Source organism: Lysobacter defluvii IMMIB APB-9 = DSM 18482 (assembly GCF_000423325.1).
In the GTDB taxonomy this organism is placed as follows: Bacteria; Pseudomonadota; Gammaproteobacteria; order Xanthomonadales; family Xanthomonadaceae; genus Novilysobacter; species Novilysobacter defluvii.
Genome location: NZ_AUHT01000007.1, coordinates 296,066 through 309,919, shown reverse-complemented (window position 1 = coordinate 309,919; position 13,854 = coordinate 296,066). Strand labels below are relative to the sequence as shown.

Here is a 13,854-nt window from a genome sequence, read left to right as displayed (position 1 = left end):
CGTCGAAGTGGCCGCACAACTCAAGGAATCGATGGTGCCGGGTGTGATCGATGCCATCGCGTTGATCAATTGCGAGCTCATGATCCGCAGACCGCGGAAACGTAAAGATAGGCCGGCTCTTTGCGCTCTGAATCTCAATGTCGAGGGGCAGCCCAGTGATCTCAGGGAAGCCAGGGATAGTGTTGGCGAGCTTTCCTTGAACTTTGGTGCCCTGGGCGAGTTCGTTGTTGTAGTTGTCCACGTAGAAGTCATGGTCAGGTTTTGAAACCTCGGCCCAAACGCCCCAACCAAACTCACCTTCTTGGTGAGTGAATGGGATCATGAGAATGCCGCGAATAAAGAAGCGTTGCTCGTCAAGGGCGCAGAGGTCGGTGTTGGAGCGCGTGCGCCGATACTTTTCCAAGTAGGAGAGGTCGAAGACCTCATCTGGCAGCTTGAAGCCCCAGTCTGTGGGCAGCCCCTCGTGCGTCTTGCCACAACTGGAACAAACGTAGCGCGAATCTGTCATGTGATGCCTAACGCCAGAGTTAAGCCGCGCCGAGAAGCGGCGTCGGCTTGGACGAATTGTTAGGCATCGCCCTGGGCTTGCGCGAACTGCGCAAATACCTGCTCGCCTGTCAGCTTGGGCGTGTCATTCGCAAGCTCGTAGTATTCCGGCTTCTCGTCAATGAAGATCTGATTTGCGACTTCGAAGTTCTGCTCTTGGAACAGGCCAACCGGAAGGATGTACTCGTCCGACAGCAACAGGTGATAGAAGAGGTGCGTGCCGCAGGTTGGGCAGAAGCCGCGTTCAGCCCACTCGGAAGACCGGTAAGTGGCTGGGGGTTGCTGTCCCGAGAAGGCAACGCCCGACCCGCAGTGAACGGCCAACATCGGGCCGCCGCTCCATCGCCGGCACATGGAGCAATGACATACGCCAATCTCGGTCTCAGTTGGAGCCGAAACGGTGATTGAGCTGCACAGGCACGAACCTTCCACAGGCGTCCTCCTTGAACTTGCGGTTACTTATGACTAGGCATTGTGGCACCCGTCAATGCCAGCGGCCACCCAAGGTGCCTAACACTCAAGTTAAGCCGAGTTGCAGCGCGTAGCCGGCGACATGGCAAGCTCTTTCTGCCATGTTGACGGCGTAGCGATGCAATTTCGGCTTCAACGCAATGTTAGGTGTGCGATGGTTAGCGATCCACGCATCGGAATACCACGTCTGCAGAGCCAGCACCGTAGCTGTTGAGCGTTTCTTGCGAGGTATCGGCGACCTCAATGTACTTACCAAGCGACCTACAATGCGCGTTTGCCTGTTCTAGCGCATTTGAGCGAGCAGCTCCGGTGCCACCCCTAATGGGGGCTGCGAGGGAGCTAACAGAATACGTGTCCGGGCCTACCTCCATGACTTTTGTTGTGGTGGAGCAGCCGCCGAGTAGTAGAACGCCACAAGCAAGAGTGAAGTACTGGCGCATGATCTTTTCCCCAAGTTGTAGCACTCCTCGGACCAGAAGATGCGCGGGAGTGCGGCGCGCACCTAACACCTTGAGTTAAGCCGAACCGCGAAGCGGTCTCGGCTTGAACGAACTGTTAGGCGGCTCCTGGTGATGCCGTTTTATCGATTCAAAACAGAACTCGCAAACAACCACCAAGAGCTCGGCGTGCTCGTCGGTCCAGTGTCCGGCCCGTATTAGTCGCTCCTCGCAGGACGCACACCAGCCCTGTGGCTCCGGTGACTCCTCGTCAGGCGTGACCTCGTAGAAGCCGAGTTGGAGTTCGCGCTCCGATACCACATGGCAGCAGACGAAAGCGATGCCGACGTCGCCATGAGTGCCGCACCTTATCTTTCGAGAATTATTAGTCATGCCGCCTAACACCTAAGCTAAGCCGCGCCGCAGCGGGGCGTGAAGCACATGGCAAGCTGTACCTGCCATGTGGTTTGCGCCCCGATGCGGTGTCGGCTTGAGCACATCGTTAGGCTTCACTTGCCAACTCGATCACTGCTTGGCGGCCAGAAATTGATCGGAAGGATGCAGAAACCTGCTTCTCTCCGAACAACTCCTCATGGTCCCTTCTCGGAATGGCGAACAGCCAGTAACCCGATCCTAGGCCGACTCGATTTTGTGCGTAGTAGCTCACCTTGTCGGAACCTTCTCTTGACCAAGAGTTGATCGTTCCGTTCTTATCCATGTCATCGAGAAGCCCTGCCGGAAGAAAAACCCTAATGACATAGCGTCCTCCGCCGATGCTGCTAGGTTCAGGGTATCCATTTCGTAGGAATGGTCGTGGATACTTGGGAGCAGTCCTATTGGGTATGTCGGAAAGATGGAGATCAAGCTCTATACGGTAGTTGTACTGTTGCTCAGTGGTTTCATGTCCTGCCGTGATGACCGCAGCGCAAGTAGTTTCTTCGCCCTCAAGCTGACAATTTTTCAGGCGGGATCTGAAGTCGGCCGCGAGCTCACGTGGAAGATGTCCTAAGGCAATAGTGTCGATCCATACAAGCACCGCGTTTGGATCGTCGGTGTTGTGATCCTCGGCTGTTAGCTTGACGCTGCAGAAAGTAAGAGCTGGTTCGTAGTAGGCGTTCTTTGCTATGCGCCGAATTTGCCTTTCGTAGCGTCTCGTTCCCGCAACTACGACAGGAAACAATCCACGCTCAGGCCAGTGATAAGGCATTTTTCTCTCTTCGGGCATTCAGCATGCTCCACACTGAAGCCTAACACCGGAATTAAGCCGACCCGCAGCCGCGAACTGCGTGAGCTGACGAACTGACAGCAGCGGAACGGATGAACGAAGTTGCGAAGCGGGTTCGGCTTGAATGACTTGTTAGGCGGCGCATGGCCAGTGCAGTTGATGACCAACTTTGCAGCCCCGCACCACCGTCCCCGAACCCGACTGTACCAGCAGCCGCGAACCCAAGCAGCCGAGCGATCAGCGGCCCGTGTGAGCCAGACCGCGAGCGACTGCCATTGCGAGCGGCGAGAGTGAGTGGCGGTGCATTGTCGAAGCTACCGAAAGAGCAGATGGCCATGCTCTTACCGGCACCGCGCCCACAGAGATCTTTCGAGGGAGTTGAGGCAGCCGGCCAAGCCCGAGCAACTTGCATAAGCGGCCGCGTGCCTGCCCCACAGCCGCCTAACACCTAAGTTAAGCCGAGACGCGCAGTGGAGCCAACCACGTGGCAAGCTTTACCTGCCATGTGGTTGGTGGAACGAAGCGGCGTCGGCTTGAACGCACTGTTAGGGCGCTACTCGTGGATAAAGTAGTAGTCACTCTCAACTCCATCATCAACCATCGGGACCCAAACTTGCAGAAGTTCCTCGAGGATTGCTGAAAATTGCGTGGTGGAGCAGATCGAGCCCTGGCTGACGTTAAAGCGGGCAAATAGTTCTTGGCGAGAAGCCTGAAGCTTGTCGCTATGCAGCAACCCCTCGCGGCGAATGAGCGCTACCAGACGAACTACAGCCGGTGACGGCGCGGAAGACTCGCCTAAGTGCCACCGGAAGTCCTGCTGCTCCTCGGGATCGGTGGGATCATAGACCACCGTGCCAGTTATCGAATCAGGCGAGATTTTGAGGTGCCGGATTTCTTTGGCCCCTAAGGCGCCCAGGAACTCAGCCAAGAACTGCGAGCGTGTGTCCATGCGGCCTAACGCCTGAATTAAGCCGTGCCGCGAAGCGGCATCGGCTTGAATGAATTGTTAGGCATCGCTGCCCGATTTACTTGGCCCACCTAACCAGCCAGACTCTGCCATCTGTACAGCGGCCAAGATCTGATTGGCGAAGTCACGGGCTTCTGCCGTGTTGAACTCTACGTGGTCTCCGTGAGGCATAGCGACAACCTTGATAAATACGAGGCCTTCGTCCTTGGAACCATGGCAGCTGATGGTCTCTTCGTATTGCTCTTGCGAAGTTTTGTCCATGTGATGCCTAACACTAAGTAGCTGCAAAAAATTGATGATAGCGCTGGGGCGCAAAGCCACGCGGCCACCCACAAAGCAGAAAAAACCTACCCCAGATCAGCCACTTGCCCGCTCCCGGCCCCCCGGAGCTGGCTGCCACCCTGCCGGCAATTGTGGCGAATTTTGGGTGCTATGTCTTATCACCGAAGAAGTGGGGTGATATCCAGTCCTCCCGCTGCATCCGGCGAGCGCGCTCCGCGCCTGCTGGATCAGGTCCGTGCAGCCCTCCGGGTGCGGCACTACAGCATTCGCACCGAGCGCGCCTACCTGCAGTGGATCCGCCGCTTCATCCTGGCCAATGGGAAGCGCCACCCGCGGGACATGGGGGCGAAGGAGGTCGAGGCCTTCCTTTCCATGCTCGCGGTGAAGGGCAACGTCGCCGCCAGTACCCAGAACCAGGCCCTGTCGGCGCTGTTGTTCCTGTACCGCCAGGTGCTCGGCATCGAGTTGCCGTGGATGGATGAGGTCGTTCGCGCGAAGCGTCCGCAGCGGATCCCAGTGGTGCTGACGCGCGAGGAGGTCACGCGTTTGCTGGCACTAATGGAAGGCCGCTACGGCCTGATGGCCTCCCTGCTCTACGGCACCGGCATGCGTCTCATGGAATGCGTGCGACTGAGGGTGAAAGACGTGGACTTCGGCAGGAACGAGATCTGCGTCCGCAACGGCAAAGGTGGGAAGGACCGCCGCGTGCCGCTGCCCCGTAAGCTCGAGGAACGGTTAAGGCTCCAGGTTTGCAGGGTGAAGGTGATCCACGAGGGAGATCTGGCCGGTGGCCTTGGTGAGGTGGATCTGCCGCATGCCCTGGCCCGCAAATACCCGCATGCGGGGCGAGAGCTGGGCTGGCAATACCTCTTCCCTGCGACGCGCCAGTCGACGGACCCGCGCACTGGCCGCAGGGGAAGGCATCACGTCGACGAGTCGGCCCTGCAGCGCGCAGTCAAGCTCGCCCGCGACCGGGCCGGCATCATCAAGCCGGCGACCTGCCACACGCTGCGCCACTCCTTCGCCACGCACCTTCTCGAAGCCGGCCACGACATCCGCACGGTGCAGGAGCTGCTCGGCCACAAGGACGTGGCGACCACCCAGATCTATACCCACGTACTCGGCCGCGGTGCCGGCGCGGTGCTCAGCCCATTGGACCGGGAGTGAGCCGATTGACGGCACGCCGGCGATCAGCTCACCCGTCGATACCCACCCGGCACGCCCTCCGGCGAAAGCACCCACTGCCAAAGCTGGATATTCCGCGCCCGGAACGCCCCCGCGCACGACAGCAGGTAATACCGCCACTTCCGCCGGAAGGTCTCGCCCAGCCGCTCTGCAAACCGTGGCCAGGCGGCCTCGAAGTTGCTGTTCCAGGCCATCAGCGTGGGGTCGTAGTCGGCGCCGAAGTTGTGCAGGTCTTCGACGACGAACAGGCCGGCGGTCGCATCGCCCACCTGGCCGACCGTGGGCAGTTCGCCATTCGGGAAGATGTGCTTGTCGGTGAAGCGGTCGGTCACGGGGCTGCGCCGCAGCTTGCCGATGGTGTGGAGCAGGAACAGGCCGTCATCGGCGAGGCAGCGGCGGGCCACCTGCATGTAGTCGCGGTGGTTGCGTCCGCCGACGTGCTCGAACATGCCGATGCTGACGATGCGGTCGGCCTTGCCGCCGATGTTGGACGGTTCCAGCTCGCGGTAGTCCTGCAGGCGGAACTCCAGGGGCAGGTCCTTGTAGCGCTCGGCGGCGAGGGCGGCCTGCTCCTTCGAGATCGTCACGCCCACCGCTTCGATGCCGTAGTGGGTCGCGGCGTAGCCCATGAAGCTGCCCCAGCCGCAGCCGATGTCCAGCACGCGCATGCCGGGCTTGAGGCCGAGCTTGCGGCAGATCAGGTCGAGCTTGGCTTCCTGGGCGCTGGCGAGGTCGTCGGCGTCCTTCCAGTAGCCGCACGAGTACGCCATCCAGGGATCGAGCATGGCCTGGTAGAAGTCGTTGCCCAGGTCGTAGTGGGCGCGTCCGACCTCCCAGGCGCGGCTGCGGTTCTGGCGGTTGACCAGCCGGGCCTGCAGGGACAGCCAGGCCAGGCGGGCGGGCTGCACCTCGCGGTCGATGTGGGCGCGCAGCAGGCGGTCGAAGAACATGTCCAGCCGGTCGCAGTCCCAGGCGCCGGCCATGTAGGACTCGCCCAGCCCGAGGTTGCCGTCGGCGATGGCGCGGTCGAGCGCCTGCGGGTCGTGCAGGCGCAGGTCCCAGGGGCGGTCGCCGTTGATGCGGATGTCGGCGCGCTCGAGCAACTCGGCGGCCAGGCGCTGCGGCGCGGTGGTCAACCCGGGGGGCGGGGTGGCGCCACCCGGCGTACCGGGGGCGTCGTCCAGCGGGGGTGGGGCCGTGGTGGACTGCGGCGGTGCCATGCGCGTTCCTCCAGCTGCGGTCGCGGCATGTCGCGTTCCGCGGCGGGCCCGCGACTGCACCCGGCCGCCGGCCCATCCTAGCGCTGGTGGCAGGCGGCTGCAGGGGAGGTCAGTCCTCCGGCATCACCTCGTCGTCGGGCCGGGCGGCCTCCGGGCTGACCTTCTCGATGCTGTGGCGCAGCTCGCGGCCGAGGATGAACTTGGCATCGCGTGCCCAGCCCTCCAGCTCGCGGTCGAAGGCCAGCTTGCCGTTCTCGTCCAGCTTCACCAGCCCCAGCTCGCGCAGTTTCTGGATGAAGCCGCGGAACAGGGTCTTGTCGAAGAACTCCGGCGCCGCGGGGGCGTACAGCAGGCTCAGGCGCTGGGCGGCCAGCTGGCACAGGCTCTCCAGCTGTCCGCTGGACAGGGTGCCGCTGCCGTTCTTCACCAGCACCGAGACGGTGATGTAGTAGCGCTCGAAGGCCTGCTGCAGCGAGTGGCCGAGCGCGCGCAGGCGGAACACCTCGTCGGATTGCCCGGCGGCGCGGATCAGCACGCCCGGGTCCTCGGCGCTGCGGTCGAGCAGGCCCTCGCGCACGAAGATGTCGATGGTCGCGTCCAGCCGCTCGACGAACTCCTCCTCGCTCCAGCGGATGAACAGCTCCTTCTGCAGGAACGGATACACCGTGGAGCCGAGGCGGCGCACGGTGTCCACCGACATGCGGCGGTTGTGCTGGAAGCAGCAGGCCAGCCAGCCGGTCGCGGTGAACAGGTGCAGGACGTTGTTGCGGTAGTAGCTCAGCAGCACCGCGGTGTCGCCGTCGACGTGCAGCACGTCGCCCAGCGGGTGTTCGGTGCGGGTGAGCATCCCGATCTCCTCGCCGTGGGCGATGATCTGCTCCGGCGTATGCGGTGTCACCGTCACCCGGTTTGAGTACGGCAGCTCGGCCAGCAGGGTCTTGGACAGCGCGATCTGCGCGGTCAGGTCGGCCACGCTCATGGCGTGCTTGGGCGTGGACAGCAGTGCCAGCGCCAGCAGGTTCACCGGGTTCACGTCGGCGGCGCGGTTGATGTTGACCTGGATGCGCTGGGCCAGTTCGTCGACCATGCCCGACAGCCACGCGGGGCGCTCGTCGTCGGGCAGCGGGCGGCCGTCCCACTCCGGCGCGCGTTCGGCCAGCGCCTCGCCCAGGTGGATGGGCTCGCCGAAGTTCACCACCACCTGCCCGTAGTTGGAGCGCAGCACCTTCGGGATCGAGCTCAGCAGCTGCCAGATCGATTCCTTCTCCTTGGGCTTGCCGGACAGCTCGTCCAGGTAGCTGTCGCCCTCCATCAGCTTCTCGTAGCCGATGTAGACCGGCTGGAACAGCACCGGGCGGGTCGGCTGGCGCAGGTAGGCGCGCACGGTCATCGCGATCATGCCGCCCTTGGGCGGCAGCAGCCGGCCGGTGCGCGAGCGGCCGCCCTCGACGAAGTATTCGATCGAGTAGCCGCCGGCCACCAGCTGCGCCACGTACTCGCCCAGCACCGCCGAGTACAGCGCGCTGCCGCGGATGCTGCGGCGGATGAAGAACGCCCCGCCCTTGCGCAGCAGGGTGCCGATCACCGGCAGGTTGAGGTTGATGCCGGCCACGATGTGCGGCGGGACGATGCCGCGGGTGTACAGCAGGTAGCTCAGCAGCAGGTAGTCCATGTGGCTGCGGTGGCTGGGCACGTACACCACCTCGTGCCCGGGCGCGGCCTGCTTGAGCCGGTCCAGGTGGTGTACCAGCACGCCACGGTAGATGCGGTTCCAGACGAAGGTCAGCAGGAAGCTGGCCGAGCGCACCACCGGGTGGGAGTAGTCGGCGGCGATCTCGTAGGCGTAGCCGTAGGCCTTCTTCCAGGCGTCCTCCAGGCTGGAGTTGTCGCGCCGCGCCTGGTCGGCGATGGCGTCCTTCACCGCCGGGGCGGCAAGGACGCGGTCCACCAGCAGGCGCCGGGTCGACAGGTCCGGGCCGATCACCGCCGCGCGGATGCGGCGGAAGTGGGTCCGCAGCACGCGCGAGATCTTGCGGACGGTGCGCTCCGGCGGCAGGTCCTCGGCCAGGATGTGGCGCAGGCTGATCGGCTGGGCGAAGCGGACCGTGGTGTCGCGGCCGTTGAGGGCGATCGCAAGCAGCCGCCGGAAGCGGCCGACCAGGGCCCAGTTCTCCGAGAACAGCACGCTGAACCAGCCGCTGTTCTTGTCCGGCGCGCGGCCGACGAAGATCGAGACCGGCACCAGCTGCACGTCCAGCGAGGGATCCGCGCGGTGCGCCTCCAGCAGGGTCGCCAGCGAGGCCGAGTGGGTCTTGGAGGCCGGCGGACGGCCCAGCGACTGCTGCAGCGGCCCGAGGGTGCTGACGTTGCGCCGCGACAGGGCGAGGTAGCTGCGCCGGCCCAGCAGTTCGCCCGGTAAGGCCTGCAGGGGCGCGGGCAGTCCGGCGTCCTGGCAGGCACGGTCGAGAATCAGGATGTTGGAAAGACCGTAGTCCTCCAGCACGTAGCAGACCTCGCCCTCCACCCCGGGCAGGTGTTCGGCCAGGTCGCGCGGCTCGATGCTGAGCTCGATCCACGGCGAGAGCACGCGCCCGAGCAACCGCGCCCACCACGGGCGCCGGCGGGCGGGGCGGCGCGGCGGCGGGGGAGGCACGGGCGTGCCGCCCTGCGCGGGATCGCGCTCGGCGGACGGGAAGGGCAGGTCGGTCTGGTCGGGCATCCGCCGCATTATGCCGGGTGCGCCGGTGCCGCCGCCGTACCGGGCCGGGCCTCCAGCCGCTCCAGCGCCCGCGTCGGGTACCACTGGCCCTCGCGCCGCTCCATCACCATCACGCCGCTGACGGTGCGGCCGGCGAGCTCGTACTCGACGCGCACGCGGGCGCGATCGCCGGTCTGTTCGACCAGCTCCACCCGCATGCTGTCCAGCGTGGCATCGAGGTCCAGCCCATAGGGCAGCAGGACCTGCTTGAAGCGCGCCAGGAAGGGACCGAGCCGCTCCAGGCTGTGTTCCATGCCCGTGCGCTGCAGGGCGCCCGGGGCGGCGAGGCCGGTGGTGCGCGCGGCGCCGACCAGCTGCGGGATCGCCTGCCGGGCCAGTGTCGGGTCGCCAAGGGGCGCGCTGCGGCCCCATTCGGCCAGGGCGGACACCAGCTGGGTGTAGTGGCTGCGCTGCTCGACGCTGTACTCCTCGGCCGAGGCCACGTACTGCGTCGCGAACAGCCCCAGTGCGGCCGCCGCGGAGCGCAGTTCGCGATGGGCGCCGGCGAACTGCTGGTTGTAGCTGGCCAGCAGGGTCTTCTCGGCCTGTGGGGCGGCCAGGGTGCTGATCAGCGTGGGCAGGTGCTCGTCCAGCGGCAGCGCGTTGAGTGGCCAGTTGCTCTCGCCCCGGGCCCACGCTTCCGCGGCCTGCCGGTGCAGGGCGGGCGGGACCGCGTGCCGGGCATAGGCGGCCGGGTCGTTGGCGCGCAGGTCGCCGATCAACCGGGCGACCGCCTCGACCGGCGTCCCGGGCACGGGCTCCGCGGTCGGCGCACCGCCACCGCGCCCGCACGACGCCAGCAGCACCGTTGCCGCGGCGGCGAACAGCCAGGGTGCTGCGCGGCGTACTGGAACCAAGGACATGCGGTGCGGCCTCCCCCCGTGACGCCCGGCATCTTGGCGGCGCATCCGGCCACCTACAAGCGCACGCGGTCCCGGTTCGCGTGTGCCGCGGCACCGGATCCGGGGGCCGCGCAAGAAAAAAGGAGGCCGGGAGGCCTCCTTCAAGAACCGGCCGGGGCCGGAACGACATGGCGCCGGCCAAACGGCCGGACGCGCGCAGCTTAGCGGCACCCCCTCGGGGGTGCAACGCCGATAGGCGGCCGCGGCGGGCGGCCGCCTATCGGGCCGCGCGTCAGAAAGTGATGCTCCAACTGTTGATGTAGCCCGTGTCGCCGCTGTAGTGGTCGCGCACCCGCAGCCGCCAGGTCCCGTTCTTCTGCTCGCTGGAGAGGTTGAGGTTGGCGTAGCCGATCACGTTGTCGGCGCTGTCGCGGCCGTCAGCGCTCTTGATGCGGTAGGTGGAGCCGTCCGGCGCCACCAGGTCCACCTGCAGGTCGCCGCGGTAGGTGTGGCGGATGTCCACGTCGACCCGCGTCGGGTTGGGGGCGTTGCCGCTGCGCCCGCTCACGGTGATCGGGCTTTCCACGCTGCCGGGGCTCGGGATCGCGTAGTCGGTGGTGTTGCCGTAGCTGCGCGGGGTGTCGCCGCCGCCGCTGCCCTCCGTCGAGTAGTCGCCGACCAGGCTGACCCCGCTGAAGCCCTGGTACGCCTTCACCCGCACGTACCAGGTACCCGCACCGGGATTGGCGAAGCTGCAGCTCTCGCTGTTGCCGGAGCGATACGGGCGGCAGTCATAGGCGCCGTCGGTGGGCTCGCTGCCGCGTCGGACGTACAGGTCCGCGTCACCGGTGCCGCCGGAGATCTGGAACGACAGGTTGCTGGCGCCGGATGGCACCTGCAGCGTGTACACCACGTCGCTGCCGCTGGTGGCCGACAGGCCGGTCACCGGCACGCCCTTCGTGAGGGTGTTGTCCCCCGGGTTGCCCGGGTCGCCCGGATCCCCGCCACCGCCGCCGCCGGCAGCGGCCACTGCGGCGTTGGCATCGACGATGCCGGCCCCGCACCCGCCGGAGCAGCTGCCGGGCAGCGCGCGGGCGGTGTCCTTGAGGATCTGCTCAACCTGCGCCGGGCTGAGGGTGCCCCCAGCCGCGGCCTGCATCAGCGCCACCACGCCCGCCACGTGCGGGGCCGCCATGGAGGTGCCCGACATGAGGCTGTAACCCTCGGTGGAGGGGGTGGTGCTGCCGGTGTTGACCGTCGATGCGATGTCGCTGCCGGGCGCCGACACGTCGATCAGGCTGCCGTAGTTGGAGAAGCTCGAACGCGCGCCCTGCCGGGTGGTCGAGGCCACCGAGACAACGTTCGAGCAGTTGCCCGGGTTGAAGCCGCTGACGTTGGCGTTGGAGTTGCCGGCGGCCACGACTACGGTAGTGCCGCGGTTGACGGCCGAGTTGATGGCGCTCTGGTACGTGGAAGAACAGCTGCCGCTGCCGCCCAGGCTCATGTTGATGACTTCGGCCGGGTTGGCGTTGGACGGCACGCCGCTCACGCTGCCACCCGACGCCCAGACGATGCCGTCGGCGATGTCGGACAGGTAGCCGCCGCCCCGGCCGAGCACGCGGACCGGGACCACCTTCGCGCCAAAGGCGACACCGGCGACGCCCTTGTTGTTGTTCGTGACCGCCGCGATCGTTCCGGTGACGTGGGTGCCGTGCCAGCTGGAGCTGTTTCCGCCGTAGTAGTCGCCGGGGTCGGATGGGTCGGAGTCGCGGCCGTTGCCGTCGCCGGCTACGCCGGAATCACTGATGAAGTCGTAGCCGGGGAGGATGTTGGCGTCGAGGTCACTGTGATTGGTGATGCCCGTGTCCAGCACCGCCACCACCACGCCGGAGCCATTGGCCTGGTCCCAGGCCTGGTTGGCGCGGATACCGCCGGCGGATTCGAAGTAGTGCCACTGGTGGCTGTTGTAGTAGGTGTCGTTCGGCGTCAGCGCCGGGTACATCTTCTGGTCGACCTCGACGTATTCCACCGCCGGGTCGGCGGCCAGGCGCTGCATCAGCGCTTCGGCGTCCGCGCGGCCAAGCTTGCGCGCGGTCCGGAGCACCTCGGCGCCGGTGGCGGTGCGGCGCACCTTCTGCAGTCCGAGCGCCCTGCCATGCAGGGTCGCTGTGGACGCGGCCTGCAGCGCGCGGTCCAGGGCGGCGGGATTGTCTCGTTGGGCGCTGCCCTCGCGGTACTTCACGATGAAGCGGTCATTGCCCTCGGCCTGCTCCAGGCCGGACGTATTGATCACCGCCAGGTCGGTGGCGAGGGCGCCGGAAGCCGCCAGCGAAAGGACGGCGGCAGTGGCGGCGGCGAGCGCCCGGCGGCGCAGTGGACGGCGTTGGGATGGGGACATGTGCAGTACCAGGGGAAATGGGACGAGCCCCGAGCATCTGGCGTTCAGCTGACGTTTTGTGTCAAGAACTTCTCAAGAGAGATCAATTTCTTCTCATTCGCCCATGAAAGCGTGATGGTGATCACTAATTCCATGGGCGTGGCATGACGTAGGCTGGCCGCTGCTACCCCGCCGCGCGACGGCAATCGCCGTGCGGCCGCATCGCAGGGGCCAGTCAGTGAGTGAGCAGGCAGGGCCGGGATGGCCGGCCGGCACCCGGTTGCTGCGGGTCGCCGATGTGATCGTGGACCTGGAATGTCGCGAGCTCGAGCGCGACGCGGGTACCGTCGAGTTGCAGCAGCGGGTTTTCGACCTGTTGCTGGTTCTGCTGCGGGAGCCATGCGTGCTGCACACCCGCGCGGAGCTGTTCGAGCGCGTCTGGCCGGGGGTGGTGGTGGAGGACGCCAGCCTCTCCCAGGCGGTGTGGCTGCTGCGGCGCGCTCTGGGCGAGGAGAGGCGTCACTGGATCCGCACCGTGCCCAAGCGCGGATACCTGTTCGAGCCCCCTTCACCACCGCGGCCCGTCGACACCTCCCGGCCCGCGCCTGCGCGCCGGGCTGGAGGCCGCCGCCACCGGCGCGCCCTCGGCCTGGCGGTCGCAGGGGCGGCCGCAGCCCTCCTGATGGCGGTGGCGACCGTGGCCGTGAAGCCAGGGCCGGGGCGACTGGAGGAGGGCACGGTGGCGGTCGCGATGTTGCAGGTAGAGGGAAAGGCGGCCGGCAGCCGTTGGCCTGCACTGCTCCTCCAGGCCTGGCTGGAATGGAAAATGTCGACGCTGCCGGAAGTGGAGCTCGTTGATGCCGCCTGGCTGGCGGCCGATGCCGCGGTCGCCGAACCGCACGTGGTGCTGCTGTCCTCGGGCACCAGCGCCAGCGGCACGCACTACGTCCGCGCGCGCCTGGATACCCGCGATGGCCCTCGCCAGTTGGAGCTACGGGGCGAAGAGGCCGCGGTCCCGCGCATGGTGGACGCGCTTTCCCGCCAAATCACCGGGCTGCTGCTGCCGGAGCGCGCCACCGAGCCATGGCCGGGCTTGCAGGTGGATGCAGGTATTGCCCGCGAGTATGTCGATGCGTGGGAAGCCTACGCCCACGACGACATGGCCAGTGCCGCGCAGTCGCTGGAAGCCGTGCTGCGGAAAGCCCCCGGCTTCGGGCTCGCCGAGCTGCAGCTGGCGCAGGTGCGGGCAACGCAGGGTCAAACGCGGCTGGCGGGTCACCACATCGCCCGGGCACGACGATTGCTGCGGCCCGTCGGCCGGGACAGCGAGAGGGTCATGGCCGTGGGCGAAATGTCACTCGACCCCGCCCGGGCGACCCAGGCCGAAGCGGCGATGGAGGAGCTTGCCCGGGAATACCCGGGCCGACTCTCCCGCGCCGGCGACGCCCTGCTCCTCGCCCGGGAAGTACCCGCCGGAGCGGCGGCTCCACGGCTATGGCGTTCGTGCCCCGGAACGCCGGGCGCAGGGACCGACTAGATGGCGC

9 protein-coding genes and 2 pseudogenes are annotated in these 13,854 nt (G+C 66.3%); 2 read left to right on the top strand and 9 right to left on the bottom strand.

The genetic code is table 11. The annotated features are described in order from the left end of the window. From G545_RS14070 to G545_RS0107855, 4 genes are all read right to left on the bottom strand, one after another. Positions 1–508: DUF2199 domain-containing protein (locus G545_RS14070; protein WP_052347291.1), on the bottom strand; the 508-nt coding region annotated here is incomplete at its 3' end. Between the two features lie 59 nt (positions 509–567). After that, the gene (locus G545_RS0107865; protein WP_027069903.1) at positions 568–978 is read right to left on the bottom strand and encodes a GFA family protein; all 411 of its coding nucleotides are present in this window, start codon (positions 976–978) and stop codon (positions 568–570) included. A 978-nt stretch (positions 979–1,956) separates the two neighbouring features. Then, positions 1,957–2,679 carry a hypothetical protein gene (locus tag G545_RS15640; protein WP_154656542.1) on the bottom strand — a complete coding sequence of 241 codons (723 nt, stop codon included), beginning with the start codon at positions 2,677–2,679 and terminating at the stop codon, positions 1,957–1,959. Positions 2,680–3,232: 553 nt separating this feature from the next. Further along, entirely contained in the window at positions 3,233–3,628 is a 396-nt protein-coding gene (locus tag G545_RS0107855) for a hypothetical protein (protein ID WP_027069902.1), read from the bottom strand. A gap of 450 nt (positions 3,629–4,078) precedes the next feature. Here G545_RS0107855 and G545_RS0107850 point away from each other — a divergent pair, with 450 nt between their 5' ends. Continuing rightward, positions 4,079–5,095: an integron integrase gene (locus tag G545_RS0107850; RefSeq protein ID WP_081677788.1), complete on the top strand. Its 1,017-nt coding sequence runs from the start codon at positions 4,079–4,081 to the stop codon at positions 5,093–5,095. Positions 5,096–5,118: 23 nt separating this feature from the next. Here G545_RS0107850 and cfa read toward each other — a convergent pair whose 3' ends face one another. From cfa to G545_RS14060, 5 genes and pseudogenes are all read right to left on the bottom strand, one after another. Beyond that, positions 5,119–6,249, bottom strand: coding sequence for a cyclopropane fatty acyl phospholipid synthase (cfa, locus tag G545_RS0107845; protein ID WP_052106787.1), 1,131 nt, complete (start codon positions 6,247–6,249; stop codon positions 5,119–5,121). A 193-nt stretch (positions 6,250–6,442) separates the two neighbouring features. Continuing rightward, positions 6,443–9,052 (bottom strand): glycerol-3-phosphate 1-O-acyltransferase PlsB, encoded by a 2,610-nt coding sequence (gene plsB, locus G545_RS0107840; protein WP_407059631.1) that lies wholly within the window; start codon positions 9,050–9,052, stop codon positions 6,443–6,445. Between the two features lie 8 nt (positions 9,053–9,060). Then, positions 9,061–9,954: a hypothetical protein gene (locus G545_RS14065; protein ID WP_052347290.1), complete on the bottom strand. Its 894-nt coding sequence runs from the start codon at positions 9,952–9,954 to the stop codon at positions 9,061–9,063. Between the two features lie 271 nt (positions 9,955–10,225). Continuing rightward, positions 10,226–10,453, bottom strand: a pseudogene (locus G545_RS15975) (proprotein convertase P-domain-containing protein); the annotation flags it as partial. A gap of 147 nt (positions 10,454–10,600) precedes the next feature. Beyond that, positions 10,601–12,331 (bottom strand): annotated as a pseudogene (locus G545_RS14060) (S8 family peptidase); the annotation flags it as partial. Positions 12,332–12,548: 217 nt separating this feature from the next. On the opposite strand from G545_RS14060, the gene G545_RS0107825 reads away from it, so the two are divergent. Continuing rightward, positions 12,549–13,847, top strand: coding sequence for a winged helix-turn-helix domain-containing protein (locus G545_RS0107825; RefSeq protein ID WP_161625780.1), 1,299 nt, complete (start codon positions 12,549–12,551; stop codon positions 13,845–13,847). Positions 13,848–13,854: the final 7 nt, after the last annotated feature.